Genomic DNA, 21940 nt, shown 5'->3' on the forward strand with positions numbered 1-21940 from the left:
GAGGTTTAGGATAGTGAAAATCAGACATTTTAAACCGTTTCGACCGGAATGCCGTACTCAATCAACTGCGGTTTTAACGCATCGACGTGGGTAAAATGAATGGCGTGGATTCCCAGCTGTTCGGCGGCTTTGATATTTCGAAGATTGTCATCGATGAAGAGAGCTTCGTCCGGTTGGATCGAATACCGATTCAATAAGGTTTGGTAAAAGGAAGCGAACGGTTTTCGGTCTTTTTCAACGCCGGAAACGACAATTCCGTCAAACCAGCCTAGAAATTCAAACCGCTCCTGCGCAATCGGAAAGGTCTCGGCCGACCAGTTCGTCAGCGCGTACAATTTATACTTACCGCTGGCTTTAATCGACTGAAGCAGCTCAACCATTCCGGGAATTTCGCCCTGCAACATTTCCGCCCAGCGATCGTAAAACAGCCGGATATTCGCTTCGTGTTCAGGAAATTGGGCCACCAGCAAATCCGTCGCTTCCTGCAGTGGCCGCCCGCCATCCTGCTCTTCATTCCAGGCGGGGGTGCAAACGGTTTCCAGAAAAATCCGCATCTCCTCTTCCTGAAAAACCTTACTGTACAGGTAGTGGGGATTCCAGTCAATTAAAACCGCACCGAGGTCGAAAATAATTGTATTGATCATGAAGGTAACGAATGAGTAAACGTCCGATAAAGGTAATGCACTTCAAAGGTAGATCAATTTTAGCATCCAAAACCATATTTGCAACATAGTTGCATAAATAGAAAAATAGCCATTACTTTGCCGAAGAATGCTCCTAAACCACAAGGGAAGAAAATAAATTAAGACTTACACCATCATTTGCATCCTCAAAAATGACCCCATCAACTTCTCACTTCGATGTCATCATCATTGGCGGCAGTTATGCCGGACTCAGCGCGGCCCTGCTGCTGGGTCGTGCCCTGCGAACGGTTCTGGTGCTCGACAGCGGCCAGCCCGCCAACCGGAAAACACCTCACTCCCACAGTTTCCTGACCCGCGACGGCGAAACACCCGCCAAGCTTTCGGCAATTGCCCGCGAACAGGCGCTGGCGTATCCTACGGTGCGGTTTTTAAGCGCGACGGCAACATCAGCGACTCGGGATGAAACCGGTTTTCGCGTAGCGACTCAGGCTGACGAGACTTTCTTTGCCAAACGCATCATCTTGGCGACGGGTCTGGCCGACGGTTTTCCGCCCCTGCCCGGTTTTGCCGAGTGTTGGGGTATTTCGGTCTTGCATTGCCCGTTTTGCCACGGTTACGAGGTGAAAGATCGGGTGGTGGGTGTGTTGGCAAACGGTGAAACCGGTTTTGAAATGACCAAACTTATTCACCACTGGAGTCCGGGTATGACGTTGTTTACCAACGGACCATCGACCTTGACAGACGAGCAGACCGCCAAATTGCAGGAACACACTATCCCAATTATTGAAACGCCCATTTTGGCCCTTCAGCACCAGCAAGGGCAGTTGAAAGCGTTGAAACTTGCCGACCAGAAAACCGTTCCCATCGACGCGCTTTACAGCCATTCCACGCTCAGTCAGACCAGCGATCTGGCCACGCAGCTGGGTTGTCAACTGGACGACAAAGGATTTGTGATCACCGATGGATTGGGCAAAACCAGCGTCAACGGCGTCTACGCGGCTGGTGACACGCAGACGATGATGCGACAGGTCCTGATTGCGGCTTCCAACGGCATGAAGGCGGCCTTGGGAATTTTTCGGGAACTGCTGAACGAGGAATTCTGATCAAAACCGGCTCATAACCGTATGAAGAAAAATTAATTTCAGTTTCAGGCCGGACTCAGGACGCGTTTCTAGCTTTGTTTCATAATCAACAGTAAATGACATTGACAATGAAAAACAACGCAAAAATGATGACCAGCCTCCTGCTGATGGGCAGCCTGATTACGCCCCAACTTCACGCGCAAACCGCTCCGACTCCTCCCCTGAACGCTCCCGATGCCGCTGCGGAAGCGCCAGTTCCCCCCATCGAATTGCGGGCTGGTCGCGGTCATCGGGGTGGCTACCCGGGCGGACAGTTCCGCGACTCCAGACATTCTTCGGATCGGCGGGAAGAATTGGGGGATTCACAAGGTCCACGGGGCCCCCGCGAACCGCGTGGTCCGCGCGAACGCGGGGCATTGACCGCCCTGACGACGTTGACCGGAACGGTCGGTGAGTTAAAAGGAAATGACGATTTTATTCTGGATGGTTTTCTGTTAAAAACCGCGGCAGGTTCCACCACCCTCGTCAAGTTTCCGGCTCATCTCGGGCAATCGATTCAACAGGCCGTTAAATCCGGCAATTCGGTGAGTATAAGCGGTATTTCGGAAACGGGCCTTGACGGTGAATCGATCTTCCGGATGACGAGCCTCACGGCCGGGAAAACGACCATTCTGGACGCTCCGCCAACTCCGCCGACCACTCCTCCGGCCGCTCCGTCGGCAGCAACCGTGACAGGTAAAATAGCTGATTACCAGCTCGATCGCGCGGGCCGCGTCAATGGGTTTACGCTAACGGCTTCCGGTGACGCCAAAACGATTATCCGCATTCCGGCCGATGTGGCTTACCAACTGACGAATCTGGCCACGAAAGGAAGTACGATTACCGTACAGGGATACCCCAAAATCCTGCGGGAAGGGCAGGTTCAACTCGAAAAAGTGAATATCTTGCGCCCTACAATTCTGACAATCAACGGTCAGCAATACCTGATCCGGTAATCAACTGCCAGCAACCGCTCCGGATTTTGACCGATCCGGAGCGGTTTTGTAATTGATATATGAAAATTTTAGTGATCGAAGACGAGCGTAAACTGGGCCGGTTTATCAAACAGGGCCTGGAACAACACGGCCATGTCGCCGACCTGACGCATTCCGGCACCGAAGGACTCGATCAACTCGCCGGTGGCCTTTACGATCTGGTGTTGCTCGATCTGATGCTGCCGGGCCAAACCGGTTTCGACGTCCTGAAAAACCTGCGGGCCTTCCGGCTGGCGGTTCCGGTCATGATTCTTTCGGCGCTGAGTGATCCGGCCACGGTGGTGCAGGGACTGGATCTGGGCGCCGTGGATTACCTCCGCAAGCCCTTCGATTTCGATGAACTGCTGGCCCGAATCCGGATTCTGCAACGCCGAACCGCTACCGGCGACAGCGTGGTGTTGCGCGTGGCCGATCTGGAAATGCATCTCATTTCGCACGAAGTGATCAAAAGCGGCAAGAGTCTGAGCCTGACCAACCGCGAATTTGCCCTGCTCGAACTGCTGATGCGCCGGACCGGACAACTGGTTACCAAAAACGAAATCGCGGAAAAAGTCTGGTCGGCGGATTACGACATGGGCAGCAATGTCATTGAAGTCCACATTTATCAACTGCGCAAAAAGCTGGATGCCACCGGCCAGACCGGGCTGATTGAAACGCTGGTCGGTCGCGGATACCGGCTGAAAAACCAATGAGTCTGCGCAGTCGGATTGTGCTGGCGGTAATGGCGGTTTTCGCGGTCGTGAGTGGTTTGGCGGGCTACCTGATGCTGACCAGGGCAGAAACCAGTCTGCAACAGGCGTTCGACCGGGCCACGCAGGTGCGGGCGGGTTGGTTACTAACCCTCGTCAGCGTCGATCCGGTCATTATTCCTCTCCCAAACGGAACCGAGCGAATGCGCGTGATCTACGAAAGTTATGGTCAAACGCGCGAGCTTTTCCGCAGCCCCGGTTTTCCCGACCTTACAAGCGATCCGGCACCTTCCTACCGGCCAATTACCGTTCAAGCGTCGCCCGAGCAATACCCGGCTGGTCGGTTAAGTCTCACGCTGGCGATTCCCGATGAGAGTTTGCGAACGGATATCAAACAGTTGCGCAAGGTGTTCGGGCTGGGTTGGTTACTGAGTCTCCTGCTTGCTTTTGGCGCGGGGTATGGCATCGCCGGTTGGCTATTGCGGCCCATTCAACTGATTGTCAATCAGGCCGAAGCGATCAAAACCGCCGATCACGCCGAGCCGCTTGCCTTACCGAAAACCCGGGACGAATTGTATCGGCTAACCGAAACCCTAAATCGCATGCTGGCGCGAATTCGCGAAAGTGCGGAGGGACAACGCCATTTTTTTGGAGCGGCCGCACACGAACTTCGCACCCCGCTGACGGTGATGAAAACCGGTCTTGAGGTAACGCTCCACCGGGGGCAGGTGGACCCTCAAACGCATCAATTTCTGATGGGGCAACTCGAAGATGTCAGCCGCCTGACCCGATTGATCAACGAGTTTCTAACCCTGAGTCAACCTGATAACCTGGCTCCGGTTTTGAAAAAAAGTCCGATTACCTTGTCAGATTTGATTGAAAAATGCCTGACGCAACTCGCATCACTCACCATCGATTACAATGTAACGACGACGTTTGAACGAGCGGTTTTTCCCGAATCACCCCTGACGACCGACGCCCTCAAGCTGGAGCATATACTCCTGAATCTGATCGAAAATGCGGTAAAATACGCCGTTTCCGGCAGTGTCGTTACCGTCAAACTGCTGCAGGAGGAAAACTGGATCATTCAGATTCAAAACCGCACCCTGCGCGAAAGCGGCCCAACGATCGACCTGCGGCAGCCGTATTTTCGGGCCGATCCACTCAAGGAAGGCCACGGGCTGGGCCTCTGGATTACTCACCGGTTAACTGTTTTGCTGGGCGGAACGCTGAATCTGACCTGGCAATCATCGACTTTCACCAGCGAGTTGATTCTGCCCGCCGACACCGTTTACTGATCGTTAATCGACGAGCTTCACCTGTTTAGCTTTGGTCGGCAGCCAAACCTGCATCGGGCTTTTGCCCCGATTGGCCCAGACGTAATACGGAATCGCCGTTACTTTCTTTTTTTCCGTCACCACACGCGACCCATCGGCGGAGGGGCCAATTACCGGCAAATCGGCCTGAATAGCTACCACCGGTTCGGTGCTCACCTGATACAATTGCGTTGTAAACGTCGTTTGATCAGGCACTAACAGGTTCCAGGCCTGGCCGTTATTGTCGATACCTTCCACGCAATAGACCAGCGGCCCGCGCTGAATGGCAACCCGATCGTTGGCGGCAACCACCTCTTTTTTGGCGACAACCCGCTTCACTTCCATTGGTAATTCCAGCTCAACTACATCGCCTTTTTGCCAGGTCCGTTCCAGAACCGCATACCCGTTTTCTTCCCAGAACGCAATCGGTTTCCCGTTAAGCTTCAGGATTGGGGCGGTTTTTCCGGCTTCCGTAAACCGGTATAAATCACCGGGAACCGGCACATTACTGACCCAGCCCGGTATCCGCAAATGCAGGGCGTAAGGCGTCTTTTTCGCCGGATTCACCGTCAATCGGACACTACCTTCCCAGGGATAATTGGTTTCCAGTTTGACCGGCACTTCGCTTTTGCCAATTTTCAGCGTCGTATTGCTCCCGATGTAGAGATTCACCCAGATGCCGGAATCGTTTTTGCCGTAGATATAATCGCCGAGCGACGCCACCAGCCGGGCAATGTTCGACGGGCAGCAGGCCGTTCCGAACCACTCACTGCGGGCCGTTTTCCCACTGGAAGCCAGCGGATTTCCGTAGAAAAACCGGTCGCCACTCAAACTCAGGCCGTCCAGCGCGCCATTGTAAAGACTCCGCTCCAGGACATCAACGTACTTGGCCTCGCCCGTGAGCAGGTTCATGCGCTGGTTCCAGAACACCATTCCGACCGATGCACAGGTTTCGCAGTAGGCGGTTTCGTTCGGCAGGTCGTAATCCACGGAAAATCCTTCGTTTTGCCCCGACGATCCGATGCCGCCCGTAATGTACATATTTCGGTAAACGACATCTTCCCACACGGTTTTCATGGCAGTCATGTAACCCGCGTCACCGGTGCTGGCGGCCACGTCGGCCGCTCCGGTATACTGGTACATGGCCCGAACCGCGTGTCCGGTAATCTCCTTCTGTGCTTTCACGGGCTCGGCATCCTGGGCATACGCCGGATTCTTCCAGTCATCCCAGATTTTCCCTTTGCCGAAACCACGGCCACGCTGGTCGAGAAACCAGTCGGCCAGCTTCAGATACCGGTCGTTTTTTGTCTGGTGATAGAGCTTCATCAGGGCCAGTTCAATTTCCTGATGGCCGCTGACCCAGTGCCGGTTAGGCTGCCGAAACGTCGCGTCGATGTGATCGGCAAACCGGATAGCAACATCCAGTAATTTTCGTTTTCCGGTGGTATTGTAATAGGCCACAGCGGCTTCGATGAGGTGACCGGCGCAGTAGTCTTCGTGTTTCTCCATATCGGTCCAGCGTTTGTCCAAACCAACCAGGGTATAATACGTATTCAGATATCCGTCAGGCAGTTGAGCCGCTGCAATCTTGTCAATCCACTCATCCGCCTTCTTTTCCAGTTCGGCATCGGGGCGGTTTTTTAGGGAATACGCGATGGCCTCCAGTGCCTTGTACACATCGCTGTCGTCGTAGTAAATTCCCTCGTGTTTTTCGTGTTGCCCGCGCTTTACTTTTTCGAAATTCCGGATGCGCCCGGTCTTTTCTTCCGTCTGGTAAATACAAGCCTGCAAGGTAGCCGTCGCCACTTTATCGAGCTTCGGACGCCAGAAATGGTCGGTAATATCAACCTGCGAAAAGCTGACCGGTTCAAACCGTTTGACCGGTATCTGCGCATCGACGGCGAGCGAAACCGCTCCTGCCAAAAGGGGGGCAAGAAATTGAATTCGAAGGATCATCAGGTTATGGGTTTTACGACTCGTTTTCAAAAATAGCCGTTGTCGCACAGAATTAAACCATCGTCGCAAAGTTTATCCATCGCGGGCGGTTTTTCGCGCAATACCTACCGTTCAATAAATACATAAATGTGCCCATCCAAATTACCAGTACCTTATTATCCGTCCCTTTTCCTCTAAAACCATGCGTAATTTTAACCGAAAAAAATTCTTCGACTCCTACCGCACCCGCTTCGGAAAATTGACTCAGCCCCTGGTGGATGCCGTGGACTTCCTGATCGATCAGATCGAAAACGACGACCGGTTTTCCGAATCCGAAAAAGACCGCCGTCAGCTCGCCTACTGCCTGGCTACTTTTAAATGGGAAACCGCCCATACGATGGCGCCTATCGACGAATTTGGCACCGACGATCGTTTCAACAAAAAATACGGGCCGGGAACCGCCGTCGGGAAAATGCTCGGCAATACCCAGCCGGGCGACGGAGCGCGGTTCAAAGGTCGCGGTTACGTGCAGTTAACCGGTCGCGCGAATTACACCAGGGCCGGCAAATTCCTCCACGTCGATCTGGTTACCAACCCCGATCTGGCCAAACAACCCGATCTGGCGTATCGAATTGCGGTGCAGGGCATGAAAGAGGGGTGGTTTACCGGCAAGCGACTCGATCAGTTCATCAAAGACAACGTTCCGCCGGAATACGAAAAAGCACGCAGTATCATCAACGGATCGGACAAAGCCCAAACCATCGCCGATCTGGCCCGCCGGTTTGATGAAGTTTTGCTGTCCGCCCTGCCGGTTGCGACTCTCATTGGTCGCGGATTGGGACCGATGGATTTTCCTAAAAAACGGGCACCCCGCAAGAAGAAAACCGCTACTACCAGAAGGAAAAAAGCAAGTTCGATTGAGAAAGCTGAAGGGTAATTGCCGGATCCACTTTGCCCCCAACCTCCTAAAGGGGGCTTTAATCGGCATTTCAAAGCCCGGCACCGGCCGCCCGGCCTTTAGGGGGTTGGGGGCAGACCGAAAAAGGAAAATTTTGAATTTTAGACAGGCTTTACCATTTACATCATTATAACTATCAATCAGCACTTTAAACCATAACCATTAAACTTTAAACCCTAAACTACTTTTTATAATGGGTGGTCTTGTAAGTTTGGGGCTTAAACCTGACTGCGAATGTCGTTTGATCCCCTATTATCCTTACAAAACGCTACCGTCCGCCGTCCCACCGGCCTTGTTCTGCAACACCTGAACTGGTCGTTGAAACCGGGTGAACACTGGGCGGTTTTGGGTCCAACCAGTTCCGGAAAAAGCTCGTTTCTGGATACGCTTGGTGGTCGGCTGCCGGTTTTGAGTGGCCACTACATCCATCCGCCGGGCCAGTTGCGGAATGTGGTTGAACAGGTCGCCAATGATTACCAGTTTGACCGGCAGGTAGCTTCATCGGCCCGGTATTACCAGCAACGTTTCAACGCCGATTCAGCCGAAGAATCCCCGACGGTTTGGGAGGTTTTGCAGCATCGGATCAAGCCGACGGGAACCGTAAACGAAAACTCCGTTGAGTTACCGCCACCGGCTTATTCGGAGGAATGGCTCGCGGAAGTGGCTGGCTGGGTGCATATTATCCATTTGCTGGACCGCCACCTGACTTCGCTTTCCAATGGCGAAACCCGCCGGACGTTGTTGGCCCGCTCCCTCCTCCGCCAACCCCGCGTTTTATTACTGGATAACCCGTTTGGCGGATTGGATACAAGCAGCCGCGAACGTTTGCACGGTATTCTAAACCGCATTGCCGCCGAAGGAACTACCCTGGTGCTGGTGACAACCCCGCGCGAAATACCGGCTTGCATCACCCACGTCCTTGAGCTGTCCGACGGCCAAATTAGCTGGCAGGGACCGAAAGCCGAAATGCCGACCCTGCCCGATCCGGCCCCCGAAACCCTGACCGATCCCGCGTTGCTGGCCCGTTGGCTGAACACCTCCGCCATCCCGTTCAATTTTGCCGTGCGGATGCAGCAGGTAACGGTTTCCTACGGCGAGAAAATGGTGCTGGATTCGATCAACTGGGAAGTCCGGCGCGGTGAAAAATGGGCGGTTTTAGGCCCGAACGGCTCGGGAAAATCCACCCTGCTAAGTTTGATAACGGCGGACAATCCGCAGAGTTACCGCAATCAGTATGAGTTGTTTGACCGAAAACGCGGAAGCGGTGAAAGCATCTGGGACATCAAACGTAACATCGGATTTGTATCGCCGGAGCTCCACCTCTATTTTCCCCGTGAACAACCCGTCTGGAAAGTCGTGGCTTCGGGCCTGTTCGATACGGCGGGTTTATTCCGCAAACTGACGCCGGAGCAAACCGATCAGGTTGAATTTATGCTGAATTTACTGCGCATTCAGCACCTCCGGGAAAAACGACTCGCCCAGCTTTCGACCGGCGAGCAACGCTGGGTGCTGCTGGCCCGGGCGCTAACGAAAAACCCGCCCCTGCTCGTACTGGACGAACCCTGTCAGAATCTCGATCCGCCCCACATCGCGCGTTTCCGGGATTTGGTCGACGAACTTTGCCAGACCTCCGAACGAACGCTTTTGTACGTTTCGCATTACGCCGAGGAAATCCCAGCCTGCGTTACGCGGGTTTTGCGGCTGGAAATGGGGAAAGGAACGATTGGGGAAATGTGAATTAATGATAAATGTAAAATGTAAGGGACTGTCTCTAAGAGTGCTTTAATACCATAACCTTTTCATTCGGCGTCCATCATTCTACATTTATCATTAATTTCAAAATATTACTTCGCCGGGGCCGTGGCTACGGCAATTTTGGAATCGGCGGTTCCGTAATACAGAAACCACTTGCCTTTGTAGGGCACCATGCCTTCGATAAAACAGACGTTATTGACCTGACCGACAATCTCATACGGCTGATCCGGTTTCATGAAATACGTTTCCGAACGGTCGAGGAGTTTGGTGGGTTCGTTGGCATCGAAAAGCAACTGACCGGCCGCGTAAGTTCCATCCGGCAAATCGCGGTCGCCTTCCTTTCCGTTGTTCATCCCGTTATACAACAACACAATGCCATTTTTTGTCAGCAAGGCCGGTGGGCCGGGTTCCAGCAAGCGGTAATCGTGCTTGTCCTTGCGGTACTCGGCTGCGGCAAACAACTTGCCGTCGGCGGTTTCGACGGGTGTCCAGTGAATCAAATCGGGCGACGATGCGCAGTAAAGCTGCGGCTGATCGCCCCAGTACATCCAGTATTTTCCATTGATCTTTTGCGCAACGATCCGGCTGCCAATCCGCTTGCACACAATCGAACCCGATTTCGACCATTCGTTGCGGTATTTTAAATCATCGAACGCCAGCCCCTGTTTTTTCCAGTTGACCAGATTTTTGGAGGTTGCCACGCACAGCCGGGCTTTGTCGCCATCGTACGAGGTGTAGGTCATGACGTACACCCGGTTTGGACTTTCCACAATCCGCGGATCTTCACAGCCTCCCTCCCATTCGTACATTTTCATGGCGTCGTTGTCGGGGTAAAAAACCGGTTTGGGTAGTCGCTTGAAATGAATTCCGTCGGTACTGGTCGCCAGGCCCAGCCGCGAGGTTCCGGCGTGTTTCCCAACGGTGTCTTCGGCCCGGTAGATGAGGCAGATTTTACCGTTTCGAACCACTACCGCCGGATTAAAGACGTCTTTCTCCTCCCAGCGCACCGACTCACCCCGCACCGGGCAGTTGAAGGTTGTAGTATTTTTGGCATCCAGCACCGGATTGGCCGCATTTTGTTTGACAAACTCGCCAATCATCCACGCTTTGTAGGGCGATTGAGCGAAGACTTGAACATTGAAAAATAAAACGACAATCGGTAAAAGGGTGCGACGCAGCATAGGTTCGGGTTTTATATTAATCTCCGTTAAATCTAGTTTCAAGTTAGTGCCAACTTACCAGAATTTGCTTTAAGAACAACTATTGTACGGTTCAGGGCCCAAAATCGCCAGTTAAACCGGTTTTTTCTGGTCCGGATGCCGGATCAGGCCCAACTTTGATGCGAATTAAACAACAAGAACCGATGAAACGTTTTGTGATTTTACTGGCCGCTTTTACGGCTATCCTGCCCTTTTTGTCCAGTTGCAACCGGGAAGATGTCGGCCCGCTTCAGGAAGGAGAAAAAGCATTCCTGCTGACGGGGTTCGATCAGTTGGAATTGGGCAGCGGTTTTGACGTCTCCGTGGAAGCGGGGCCGGGTTTCAAAATTATGGCCAAAGGCGATCAACGCAACCTTGATGAACTGGATGTCGTCGTCCGCAACGGCACACTTACCGCCAAGTATCGCACGAACAAAAACCGGAAGTACACCACGGGCTTCACAATTACGATGCCTACCCTGCGGGGAGCCAATTTTTCGGGCGGTGTTCACGCAACTGTGAAAGGCTTTACAAACCTGAGCGATCTCAACATTGAACTCTCCGGCGGAACGCACGGAACCTGGGAAGTAATTGCCACGCGGACAAACGCCATTGTTTCCGGCGGATCGAAACTGCAACTGACGGAATCAAAAGTCACTACCGGTGATGATGCCGGAACCAGTCTGATCAATCAGCTCAGCGTGGATGTGTCGGGTGGCTCCCACGTCGAGGCATTTGACTACGCAGCCCGGGACGTAACTGTGAAGGCATCAGGTGGCAGCCACGCCAACATCCGGGCCAACAAATCACTGACCGCCGAGGCCAGTGGTGCCAGCAAGATCAATTACAAGGGCAACCCGGCCAACGTCAACCAAAGCGCGACGGGTGGCAGCAAAGTCGAGCCTAATTAACCAAACCCTGTCAGCGGTCGCAGACCCTGACAGCGGTTTCTTTGGTAGGCCCTTAAAATCCATTAGCGGTTTCTCCATTAGTGGTCTAAGAATCCAACAGCGGTTAAAAATCCCGTCACCGATTATACTCCACACCAACGAATCAACCATTTATAATCCGTAAAAAACGAAAACCGCTGACAGGGTCTGCGACCGCTGTCAGGGTTTTCGTTTTTATCTGGCGAAAAAAGCCAAATTTCCGTACCTTTGCACCTTCATTTCTATAAGGAGAGCAATCCATGATTTCAGTTCAAAACGTCTCACTCCGCTACGGCAAGCGGGTTTTGTTCGACGACGTCAATATAAAGTTTACCGCAGGCAACTGTTATGGCGTTATTGGCGCCAATGGAGCCGGTAAATCAACGTTTTTGAAAATTTTGTCGGGAGAAATCGAGCCCCAGACGGGTTCAGTCGTAATTACCCCCGGCGAGCGGCTTTCGGTCCTGAATCAGAATCAGTTTGCCTATGACGAATTTCCGGTTTTACAAACCGTCATCATGGGTAACAAACGCCTGTATAACATCATGCAGGAGAAGGATGCGCTCTACGCCAAAACCGAATTCACGGATGCCGACGGCGAGCGGGCAGCCAACCTCGAAGCCGAATTTGCCGAAATGAACGGCTGGGATGCCGAGTCGGATGCCGCTACGTTGCTGAGCGGTTTGGGCATCAAAGAAGATTTGCATTACAGCCAGATGGCGGATCTGAACGGTTCCGAGAAAGTTCGGGTCCTGCTCGCGCAGGCGTTGTTTGGCAACCCGGATATTCTGCTGCTCGACGAACCGACCAACAACCTCGACGTGGAATCAAGTCTGTGGCTGGAAAACTTCCTCGCCAACTTTAAAAATACCGTCATCGTGGTTTCCCACGACCGCCACTTCCTCGACCAGGTCTGTACGCAGGTCGTCGATATCGACTTTTCGAAAGTGCGGTTATTTGCCGGAAACTACACCTTCTGGTACGAATCGAGCCAGCTGGCGTTGAAACAACGCCAGGATCAGAACAAGCGGACGGAAGAAAAACGCAAGGAACTCGAAGAATTTATCCGGCGGTTTTCGGCCAATGCTTCCAAGTCGAAACAGGCAACCAGCCGTGCCAAGTTACTCGAAAAACTGACTCTCGACGACATTGCGCCCTCGTCGCGGAAATACCCCTATATAAACTTTAAACCGGAGCGCGAACCGGGCGATCAGATTCTGACCGTTGAAAACCTGACGTACACCAGCGATGATGGAGCGCGCCTGTTTACGAATCTGTCGTTTTCGATGCGCAAAAGCGACAAGATTTTCTTCTTCAGCCGCGACGGTCTGGCCGTGACCGCCCTGTTCGATATTCTTTCGGGCGAGCGCAAAGCCGATTCGGGCGAGTTCAAGTGGGGTGTGACGATTACGCCGGCTTATTTCCCCAATGATACGGGCCGCGATAAATTTTTCCAGAATGACCTGAACCTGGTCGACTGGCTCCGTCAGTTCTCCGCCGAGAAAGACGAAAGCTTTATCCGCGGTTTTCTGGGTCGAATGCTATTTTCGGGGGAAGAATCCCTGAAGAAATCGACGGTTTTGTCCGGGGGGGAGAAAGTACGCTGCATGCTTTCCAAAGTAATGCTTTCCGGTGCCAACCTTCTGACACTGGACGAACCCACCAACCACCTTGACCTGGAATCCATTACGGCCCTCAACAACGGCCTGATCGACTTCAAAGGACCGGTTTTGTTTACATCGCATGACCACCAGTTCGGCGAAACCATCGCGAACCGCATTATCGAAATTGCCCCCTACGGCCACCTCGATAAACTGATGACGTACGATGAATACCTAACGGATGACAAAGTGAAAGCCCAGCGGGCAGAGCTTTATAAATAAGTTTACGGTTTCCAATAATCGGTTTACGGTATTCGTTGGCTGGCGCACGATCTTGTGTTCATTTTTAATAGTTCATTTCCATTGCGCCAGCCACCGCAAACTGAAAACCGTATACCAAAGCCTTAATCCACTCTCCCTTTCTCCGAATCGGCGCCATTATCGGTATGGCGACGTTTACGGGCGAAAGTTTCCTTTCCAAACCGATACGTGAAGGCCATGCCAATCCGGCGGGTATCGGTCACATTGGTGTGAAAGGCTTCCGCCTGTTTCAGACTTACTGTCCGATCGTTTTGGATCCACGAATGAAAGATATCTTCCACGATCAGACGAACACTGCCTTTGTCATTTAAAATCTTCTTTTGAACAGCCGTATTGATCCGGTAACGCGGATTTGTTATTCGCTGGCCATTCAGATCTTTGGTCACAAAAAAACCGGTTATCTCGCCATTCCAGCCCTTATTAAATTTCAATTGGTTGATCAAATTCATTCTGGCTTGATTTATTCCCGGGTTTAGCTTTTCCGAATAAGCCATTCCATTCAATTGCATATTAGAAAAGGTTGCGTTGGCATTTAATGTCCACCATTTTGTGAGTGGTTGGGTTAAATTGGCAGCCAGCGCTATAATACGGCCTCTTGCCACGTTGTTCGGACTGGTGATGAAAATGTTATCGATAGCTTGCGTCGTCTGGAAAATCACATCGGTAAATTGATTAAACTGAAAAGCAATGCCAAAACTGTTTTTATATTGGTATTTCAGTTCGTACTGGAGGTGATACTGTGGTTTAAGCAACGGGTTTCCTGCTGTATACGAATAGTTATCACGATAAAATAAAAAGGGATTCAATGACTGATAATTCGGCCGGTTTATTCGCCGGGCAATACTTATCGTCAGCGTATTACTCCCAACCGTGTCTAATTTATAACGAACAAAAGCCGACGGAAACAAGCGCGTATAATTTTTATCGAAAGACGTTTCTTTTACTTCGGTATTCCCTAACTGATGGCCATTAGCGATGGTATTTTCGAGACGGAAACCAAGCTGAGCAGCAATTCGACGCCACTCCTTCCGGGAATTTATGTAAACAGCATTAATATTTTCACGGTAAATAAAATGATTGGATTTGCCGTAATCGGGTAGGTAGGCATTATTTACCACCTCAAAGTATTGTGAATTATTATCCGTATTCACCAGACTGGTTTTAAAACCAGCCTCCAGCGCTGCTTTGTCTTTAAACGGATGCGTATAATCAGCTTTAGCGGAATAAATTGAAATGTCGGAGGGCAAATCATAGAAAAAATCGTTGCGGTTACTAATCCTGCCATCGGCTGTACGCATGTATTGCGTTAGGTTCTGGTTGCCATCGGTATGATAATTTAAATAGTTTATGTCCGCCGTAAGTTCTCTTCCCGCAGTATTGAATTTGTGTTGGAAATTGACATTGGCACCCACATTTCTCCAATTGAAATCTCCCAAGGTTTTTCCATTTCCAACCGAATCCAAAACCGAGCTGGAGTTAAAATTTAAACTTGAATAATCGAGTCTTTCCTGCCTGGGTTGGTTCTGGATATTCAGGACAAAACCGTAGGTTGATTTCGGAGAAACCGCATAATCCATTCCAATTCTTCCCGTGAAGCCGTGGCTGGTATAACTGGACTTATTTTCCAACCGGACCGAGGAATGGACGGAAGAATTTTCATTGAAAAATGTTCGGTTATACCGATCGTCCGAATAGTTTGCGTCTTTGTTATATCCCAGCCCTCCGAACAGATTTATTTTTTTATGGTTAAAATTTAAACTGACTGCATTATTACTTCGTCCCTTCACGCCCTGATTATAACTCGTCGAAACATCTCCGGTAAAACCCTGAATCCGGTTTCTTTTCAAGCGAATGTTGATAATGGAAGTCCCGGCTGCGTCGTATTTAGCAGGCGGGTTGGTCATGAGTTCGATTTTATCGAGCGAACCGCCGGGCAGTGATTTCAGATACGATGCCAGATCCTGCCCCGACATATAGGTGGGTCGTCCATCGATCAAAACCAGCACCCCGCTTTTCCCATTCAGACTAATGTCACCGTTGATATCGACCGTCACACCGGGCGTTTTTTCCAGCACTTCGAGCGTGTTGCTCCCGGCGCTCCCGATCATCGCGTCCACATTCACGATGGTTTTATCGATTTCCTGCTCCACCACCGGCCGTTTGGCCACCACAACAACTTCTTTCAGCATCGTTTTTGAAGGAGTCAGAATAACCACCGGCAACTCGATAATTGGATGAAGATCGTCGATCGTCAGTTTTATGCTTTCATACGTATTGTTGCCCACGCTGGTCACACGGAGGAAATACGTATTGTTTGGCAGGTTGTTAAGTTCAAACTTGCCATTCCCGTTGGTGATTTCACCTACCGCCAGCGTCGAATCTGTTGAACGAAGCAAACTGATCGAAGCACCAGGTACGGTTTCATTCTGGCTATCTTTTACCACTCCGCGAATGATTTTGCCGGATGTCTGGGAGAAGGCCGGACTGGTAAACAGGAAAAGTAAAATGAGGACTGAAAGAGATTTCATGTTTTCGTAAGTTGTAGGCATCTTTTCGACGCGACCGTTCAAATATTGCCGTCGGGGGAACGGCTTACAACAAATGATGATGGATCAACCCGTTAGGGAGACAGAAGGCGGTTTTAGGATGTCAAACCCGTTAGTCCGCCTTTCCGGGGTTTCTGTCAGCCGAATGGAAGCGTTCAGCCGGTCGGTTTTTCGGAATAGAAAGCATTGATCAGCTTTGGGGATTAAACCAGCCCAGGTGGGTGCAGCAAGTATGAAAAGAGGAGAGAATACGGACTTTGCGGGATTAACAAACCTTCAAAAACACATCGTTTTTTGCATTATCGCGGCCATACCGATTTATTTGGCAACTAATTTATACACTCAATCCATTGTTACCCGTGACGACGAAGAAGCGGCCCTGGCGGCAACAATTTTCTTTCTAGGGGGAATTTATATTGGTCGGTATATATCTCAATTATGGACATCTAAAAATATACCGGCCTGGTTGTTTGTCTATTTAACGTTGATCAGTATAATCTGTTTTATCTGGATCTTTTTCCACGCTGATTTCCCACTTCAGGATACTCGGGTTTTCCTCAATTTGATGCTGTTTTACTTGCCATTATTTATTGCCAGTATCGCGATCGGCATGTTGATCAAATTAAGCCGGATGACGGTTACGAATCAGTTGCAGGAAGCCAAAGCGCAGGCGATACAAAGTCAGAGCGAATTGCATTTACTACAATCACAGTTAAGTCCCCATTTTTTATTCAATACGCTCAATAACCTGTACGGAATCTCCATTACGCAACACGAAAAAATACCGGCACTATTGCTTAAACTGGCGGATTTACTGCGCTATTCGGTGTACGATACCAAGGAATTGTTTGTGCCATTAAAAGATGAACTGGCGTATATCAACAACTACATCGACTTTGAGAAAATCCGGGTGGGTGAGCGACTGGCCCTGACAACGTCTATTGAAGATTTTAATCTATCTGACATTCGGATTGCGCCGATGTTATTGATTGTTTTTATTGAAAATGCGTTTAAACACTCGAAAAACACAACCGACCAGAAGATTTCGATTGAAATTACGCTGAAAGTCTGGGGAAATTCCATCTTGTTTTCCGTGCGGAATACGAAAGGCAAGTCACCTGACGAAGGCAGCATTTCGGAAAACAGCAGCGGTTTAGGTTTGGCCAACGTAAAGAAAAGGCTGGATTTGGTTTATCCGAATGCGCACGATTTGAAAATTGATAATGAGGACAGTTATTACCTGGTGATGCTCCAACTAAAAGTAAAATGAATCGATTCAATTGCCTGATCGTTGACGACGAACCCATTGCCCGGGAAATAATCCAAACGTACTGTAATCACTTACCTGAATTAAACGTTGTTGCATCCTGCGAAAACGCAATTGAGGCCAAAACTGAATTTCAGAAACACCAGATTGATATCCTTTTCCTGGACATTAACATGCCGGTTTTAAGTGGTATATCCTTTCTGAAAACCCTCAGGTATAAATCGCAGGTTATTTTCACTACAGCTTACAAAGAATACGCGCTGGATGCGTTCGATCTATCGGCGGTTGATTATTTATTAAAACCGTTTTCGCTGGAGCGGTTTATCGTTGCTGTGGACAAAGCATTGGAACGATTGCAGCCGCAATTACCAGTCGTTAATGAGAAAGCCGATTCAAAATCGGAAGATTATTTATTCATTAAAACCGAAGGAAAAATCTATAAGATTCTCCATTCTGATTTGTTGTACGCAGAAGCCAGTGGCAATTACACCAAAATTGTAATGACTCAGCAGACGATTCTTCCCGGCATGACTTTTTCCAGTTTTGAAGAGCTTCTTCCAAAAGCGGTTTTTCTCCGTATCCACCGGTCGTTTATCGTCAACAAATCGAAAATAACCCACATCGAGGGTAACCGGGTTTTCATCGACAAAACGGAAATTCCGATCGGGAGCAATTACCGCGATGGTTTTTTAAGGTCGTTGGGACTGTAAAAATCAGCCATTGAAAACCATTCCATTGCCTCCTCAATTGCCTTGCTCAACGAAGCCGTTGGCATTCGCAGCTCCAGGCGGGCTTTTTCGCCGGAATAATAATTGTCCTGCGTCAATAATCTTGCGTTGATCGCATTGATGGGCAACGGCTTCCGAAGCACCCGCTCGCCGACCGAAGCCATCGTTCCGGCGAATCGAATGAGGGATTTGGGCAGGGGAAGCATCGTCTTTTTCTTTCCGCTTATCCGCGCCAGACGTTGGAAAAACCGGTCGTAAGGCAGGTTTTCGTTTGCCAGCAGATAGCTTCCTCCGGCCCGACCCAACCGCAGGGCGTTGACCGTAGCACGGGCCGCATCCCGAACGTCGATGAAACTCTTTCCTCCCGATCCAGGGTAAATCAACAACCGGTTTTGCATCGCATATCGAATAACCGCACCCGAACTCGGTTTGAAATCATACGGCCCCAGCATGAAAGCCGGATTCACAACCACAGCGTTAACACCCTGATCAACAGCCATTAATACCCGCTGCTGCGCTTCGTATTTGCTGGCAATGTAACCCGAATCCATTAAATGAAAAGCGTACGGACTCTCCTCCGTCGCGGGGTTCTCCAGCGTACCCGGCCTGAAAACCGACGCCGTACTGACGTACACCAGCCGTTGAACGTCCCACTTTCGAACGGCCGCCAGCATGTGTTCGGTACTGGCAATGTTCGCGTCGTAATACGCGGACAGGCTGGTTGGGTACGGATCGGTGCGCGCGGCTGCGTGAATAACCGCCTGACAGTCTTTCATTGTCCTCCGAACATCCGCCGGCTCCGTGATGGCGGCTTTTGTCCAGTCAACGTCCTTAAACCAAGGCAGTTTGTTTATCTGCGCTGGAAATGAACGATATACGGCTTTAACCTCATAACCCTGATTCAGCAATTCTCCGGCAAGATGGACACCCAGCAAACCGGTTGCACCGGTCAACAACACTTTCATACTGACGGACTTAGTTCTTTCCGAAGCATCGAAACCATCAGCGGTCGGCGCCACGACCACGGCACCCAGCGCGACACCCAGTAGCCGAATTTGTTGGTCCAGCCCGGAATGATCACCGATTGTCCCCGCTGCACCTGTTCGAGGGCAATTTGGGCGATAACTTGGAGCGGCACGGTCAGCATCCGGCCCAGGCGACCGTGTTTTTGCAAACGCGCCTGATTCTCGGGCGAATGCGGCATCGGGCCGGGATGAACGACGCTCACCTGCACGCCCAATGCGCTCAGTTCGGCCCGCAATCCCAGCGAAAAGGAATAAATAAACGCTTTGGACGCCGGGTAAACCGTTTTATACGGAATCGGGGTAAAAGCCGCCATGCTCGATACATTCAGAATATACGATTGCGAGAATTTCAGCAAAAAGGGCAGCACCAGGCGGGTCAATAAAGCCGTGCCAACGATATTTAACTGAATGATGCGTTCGATCCGTTCTGTATCAGCCAGTTCAAAAGCCTGAGAACCGCCGATTCCCGCATTATTGATCAGGTAGAAAATCTCGAATTTCGAGGCACGGAGCCAGGTAACCAGCGCTTCAATATTGGGTCGGGTGCACAGATCGGTTTCGTAAAAAGCCACCTTTACATTGCAGGAAATCCGGATTTGCTGCGCCAGCTCGGCCAGATTTTCGTTGGGTAACGACACCAGAATCAGGTTATGACCCTGCCGGGCCAGCTCAATGGCCATAGCTTTTCCCAACCCGGCACTGGCGCCGGTAATTAAAACGTACTTTTTCATAACGAAATAGAATGAGAGGTGATTTAACCCGACTTGGGTACTTAAACCGGAGGTCCAAACAGAATATTCCAGGCTTCTTTGATAGACTTCGCTCTCTGCAAATCCCGGCCGATATCGACCCAGACGTGGAAATTCAGGTACACCGGATTGAAGGATTCGACCGGTTTTGTCAGGCCGTAAACCGGCGTTTCGTCCTCTTCCTGAAACGTGCCAAACATCCGGTCCCAGATGATGAGCGACGAGCCGAAATTCTTATCGATGTACCGGTCATTGCTGCCGTGGTGAACGCGGTGGTGTGAAGGAGTTACGAAGAAAAACTCAAACCAGCGCGGCAATTTGTGGATCATTTCCGTGTGAATCCAGAACTGGTACAGCAAATCGATCTGGTAACAGGTCAGAATCACAACCGGGTTAATGCCCGTAATCCAGGCCGGAATAAAGAAAATCAGTTTCAGATGCTGCGTCCACGAATTGCGGAAAGCCGTGGAGAAATTGAGGTGTTCCGACGAATGGTGGGTCACGTGGGTAGCCCACCAGACCCGCTGTTTGTGCGCAATGAAGTGCGCGAAATAATTGCAGAAATCGATCAGCGCGTACGCCAGAATCCAGGTCCACCACCGGGTTTCGATTCGCCAGGGAACGAGCTTATAAAAAAACAATGCCAGTCCAAAAACGGTAGTTTTCAGAATGGCATTGATAACCAGACTGCCCGCGCCAATTCCGACCGACGACCAGAAATCCTGGCTTTGGTAGCGATGTTCCTCGTCGTGGCGGGTCAGCCAAAATTCCAGAAGGACGGAACCCAACACCACCGGAATGGCATAGGTTGTCAGAGGGAGTAATTCCCGTTCCAGTTGTTGCAAATCCATTAGTTCGTTGTCTACTGTTCGAACTAATGACAGCCATCGGCGGCTTTCCCCCTACTCCTTTTTGAAAAAATTAACAATGAATAATGGACAATGCGAATTTATGGCAGAAAACCGCCTATGAATTGTTCATTATTCATTGTTAATTCAAGATCTAAAGCTGTGCGGTTTCAGTCGTTGAAGCGGGCAACAATCCCTGAACGGCCGTCGACCCATCGGACTCAATCACTTCTTTAAACCGGTGCAGGTCTTTTTCGATGAGATGCGTAAAGGTGGAATTGAACATTTTCATGAACGCACTTCCCAAATGTCCGACCGGCGGGCGGTACTGAATCGTTGCGTGGATCTGGGTGCCAAAACCGTCGGGCGAATCCATAAACCGAACTTCGCCGGCGTTGTCGATTCGCGCGTTTTCCACTGATTTCCAGACCAGTCGCTCGTTCGGCGTTTCGTGAATAATCTGCGCATCCCACTCTACCGTACCCAAAGCTTCTGCCAGGGCACCGTCCGAAACCTGGGCAATCCAGTGCGAACGTTTTGAATCGAGCTGACGAACTTCCTTCAAATGGGACATAAACCGGGGCAGATTTTCCAGTTGCCGCCAATACTGGTACACCTCATTCCGCGGCTTGTAAACGACCTGACTTACCGAAATCTCGATGGGCCGGATGGTCGTCGTTTCGCCTTCCGCCGTGTTGCGTCCGATGGCCTCGCTGATCGGGCAATTTCCCGACATACCCCGGTACGTTAAGTAGCTTCCCACTGCCGCCAGCAACATGCCACCGATGGAGGCTCTTTTTAGTCCGTAGGTGAGCAGCAATCCTCCGCCGACGGTCGACCAGACCCGCTCTTCCTCTCCCACATTGATCCGGCTCGAGCCGCTGATTTCCGGCTCCAGTTGTCCGATTCCGGGTTTATCCCAAACCGGGGTGTTCTTGTTTGCCATAACTCTTTTAGCGTTAATTTCTGTACCGGTAACCCGCAGGGATTGGCAGATGTTTGGAAATTTGAGGTAGCGGAATGATAAACCGCAAAAGTGGAATTGAAAACAATGACCTTTGATTATTGCGATTAAATGATTAACTATGATTTCTTATTGATTGCCGATCCGTTTTTTGAATCTTTTATGTCTGTGTAATTAACTACTTGAACATGGGAAAAGGAGATGTTAAAACCAAGCGCGGTAAAATCTGGCGCGGGTCCTACGGGGTGAAACGCCCGAAACTGAAAGATCAAAGAGGGAAAGTTGCGAAAGTTGTCAAAGAATAACCGCCTTTCCAGGAAAAGCCCCACAATTCATCCGGTGGGGCTTTT

At 50.7% G+C, this 21940-nt stretch carries 19 protein-coding genes; 11 read left to right on the top strand and 8 right to left on the bottom strand.

Going from position 1 to position 21940, the window contains the following annotated elements:
• Positions 1-29 precede the first annotated feature (29 nt).
• Positions 30-644 carry an HAD family hydrolase gene (locus GJJ30_RS21270; RefSeq protein ID WP_154177207.1) on the bottom strand — a complete coding sequence of 205 codons (615 nt, stop codon included), beginning with the start codon at positions 642-644 and terminating at the stop codon, positions 30-32.
• A 191-nt stretch (positions 645-835) separates the two neighbouring features.
• Between GJJ30_RS21270 and GJJ30_RS21275 the strand changes: the two genes are divergently transcribed.
• From GJJ30_RS21275 to GJJ30_RS21290, 4 genes are all read left to right on the top strand, one after another.
• Positions 836-1747 carry an NAD(P)/FAD-dependent oxidoreductase gene (locus GJJ30_RS21275; protein WP_154177208.1) on the top strand — a complete coding sequence of 304 codons (912 nt, stop codon included), beginning with the start codon at positions 836-838 and terminating at the stop codon, positions 1745-1747.
• 107 nt (positions 1748-1854) lie between these two features.
• Positions 1855-2721, top strand: a complete 867-nt coding sequence (locus tag GJJ30_RS21280; RefSeq protein WP_154177209.1) for a hypothetical protein — start codon at positions 1855-1857, stop codon at positions 2719-2721.
• Between the two features lie 59 nt (positions 2722-2780).
• Positions 2781-3452 (top strand): response regulator transcription factor, encoded by a 672-nt coding sequence (locus GJJ30_RS21285; RefSeq protein ID WP_154177210.1) that lies wholly within the window; start codon positions 2781-2783, stop codon positions 3450-3452.
• Complete coding sequence (locus GJJ30_RS21290) at positions 3449-4747, top strand: sensor histidine kinase (RefSeq protein ID WP_154177211.1); 1299 nt, start codon at positions 3449-3451, stop codon at positions 4745-4747. The genes GJJ30_RS21285 and GJJ30_RS21290 overlap by 4 nt, the downstream gene beginning before the upstream one ends.
• Positions 4748-4750: 3 nt before the next feature.
• Here GJJ30_RS21290 and GJJ30_RS21295 read toward each other — a convergent pair whose 3' ends face one another.
• The gene (locus tag GJJ30_RS21295; RefSeq protein ID WP_154177212.1) at positions 4751-6721 is read right to left on the bottom strand and encodes a glycoside hydrolase family 127 protein; all 1971 of its coding nucleotides are present in this window, start codon (positions 6719-6721) and stop codon (positions 4751-4753) included.
• A gap of 181 nt (positions 6722-6902) precedes the next feature.
• Here GJJ30_RS21295 and GJJ30_RS21300 point away from each other — a divergent pair, with 181 nt between their 5' ends.
• Both GJJ30_RS21300 and GJJ30_RS21305 read left to right on the top strand, forming a co-directional pair.
• Complete coding sequence (locus tag GJJ30_RS21300) at positions 6903-7637, top strand: glycoside hydrolase family 19 protein (protein ID WP_154177213.1); 735 nt, start codon at positions 6903-6905, stop codon at positions 7635-7637.
• Positions 7638-7892: 255 nt separating this feature from the next.
• Positions 7893-9395: an ATP-binding cassette domain-containing protein gene (locus tag GJJ30_RS21305; protein ID WP_154177214.1), complete on the top strand. Its 1503-nt coding sequence runs from the start codon at positions 7893-7895 to the stop codon at positions 9393-9395.
• A 107-nt stretch (positions 9396-9502) separates the two neighbouring features.
• Here GJJ30_RS21305 and GJJ30_RS21310 read toward each other — a convergent pair whose 3' ends face one another.
• Complete coding sequence (locus GJJ30_RS21310; RefSeq protein WP_154177215.1) at positions 9503-10594, bottom strand: glycoside hydrolase family 130 protein; 1092 nt, start codon at positions 10592-10594, stop codon at positions 9503-9505.
• A gap of 182 nt (positions 10595-10776) precedes the next feature.
• Between GJJ30_RS21310 and GJJ30_RS21315 the strand changes: the two genes are divergently transcribed.
• Positions 10777-11523 (top strand): head GIN domain-containing protein, encoded by a 747-nt coding sequence (locus GJJ30_RS21315; RefSeq protein ID WP_170299241.1) that lies wholly within the window; start codon positions 10777-10779, stop codon positions 11521-11523.
• Positions 11524-11801: 278 nt separating this feature from the next.
• The gene (locus GJJ30_RS21320; RefSeq protein WP_154177217.1) at positions 11802-13424 is read left to right on the top strand and encodes an ABC-F family ATP-binding cassette domain-containing protein; all 1623 of its coding nucleotides are present in this window, start codon (positions 11802-11804) and stop codon (positions 13422-13424) included.
• Positions 13425-13546: 122 nt separating this feature from the next.
• Here GJJ30_RS21320 and GJJ30_RS21325 read toward each other — a convergent pair whose 3' ends face one another.
• Entirely contained in the window at positions 13547-15991 is a 2445-nt protein-coding gene (locus GJJ30_RS21325) for a TonB-dependent receptor (protein WP_170299242.1), read from the bottom strand.
• A 628-nt stretch (positions 15992-16619) separates the two neighbouring features.
• Here GJJ30_RS21325 and GJJ30_RS32070 point away from each other — a divergent pair.
• Together GJJ30_RS32070 and GJJ30_RS21335 are read left to right on the top strand one after the other, a co-directional pair.
• Positions 16620-17279, top strand: a complete 660-nt coding sequence (locus GJJ30_RS32070) for a sensor histidine kinase (RefSeq protein WP_170299243.1) — start codon at positions 16620-16622, stop codon at positions 17277-17279.
• On the top strand, positions 17276-17986 hold the full coding sequence (locus tag GJJ30_RS21335; RefSeq protein WP_154177220.1) for a LytR/AlgR family response regulator transcription factor: 711 nt from the start codon (positions 17276-17278) through the stop codon (positions 17984-17986). Before GJJ30_RS32070 ends, GJJ30_RS21335 begins: the two co-directional genes overlap by 4 nt.
• Here GJJ30_RS21335 and GJJ30_RS21340 read toward each other — a convergent pair.
• The 4 genes from GJJ30_RS21340 to GJJ30_RS21355 all read right to left on the bottom strand — a co-directional run bounded on the left by GJJ30_RS21340 (position 17950) and on the right by GJJ30_RS21355 (position 21572).
• Positions 17950-18969, bottom strand: coding sequence for an NAD-dependent epimerase/dehydratase family protein (locus GJJ30_RS21340; protein WP_154177221.1), 1020 nt, complete (start codon positions 18967-18969; stop codon positions 17950-17952). The two genes, GJJ30_RS21335 and GJJ30_RS21340, sit on opposite strands and share 37 nt — an antisense overlap.
• Complete coding sequence (locus tag GJJ30_RS21345) at positions 18966-19760, bottom strand: SDR family NAD(P)-dependent oxidoreductase (RefSeq protein WP_154177222.1); 795 nt, start codon at positions 19758-19760, stop codon at positions 18966-18968. Before GJJ30_RS21345 ends, GJJ30_RS21340 begins: the two co-directional genes overlap by 4 nt.
• A 41-nt stretch (positions 19761-19801) precedes the next feature.
• A complete protein-coding gene (locus GJJ30_RS21350) occupies positions 19802-20629 on the bottom strand; it encodes a sterol desaturase family protein (protein WP_154177223.1) in 828 nt (275 codons plus the stop codon).
• A gap of 151 nt (positions 20630-20780) precedes the next feature.
• On the bottom strand, positions 20781-21572 hold the full coding sequence (locus GJJ30_RS21355) for an SRPBCC family protein (protein WP_154177224.1): 792 nt from the start codon (positions 21570-21572) through the stop codon (positions 20781-20783).
• A gap of 206 nt (positions 21573-21778) precedes the next feature.
• Here GJJ30_RS21355 and GJJ30_RS21360 point away from each other — a divergent pair, with 206 nt between their 5' ends.
• Positions 21779-21895 (top strand): 30S ribosomal protein THX, encoded by a 117-nt coding sequence (locus tag GJJ30_RS21360; RefSeq protein ID WP_154177225.1) that lies wholly within the window; start codon positions 21779-21781, stop codon positions 21893-21895.
• Positions 21896-21940: the final 45 nt, after the last annotated feature.

The sequence above is a fragment of the Larkinella terrae genome (genome assembly GCF_009668025.1).
Taxonomy (GTDB): Bacteria; Bacteroidota; Bacteroidia; order Cytophagales; family Spirosomataceae; genus Larkinella; species Larkinella terrae.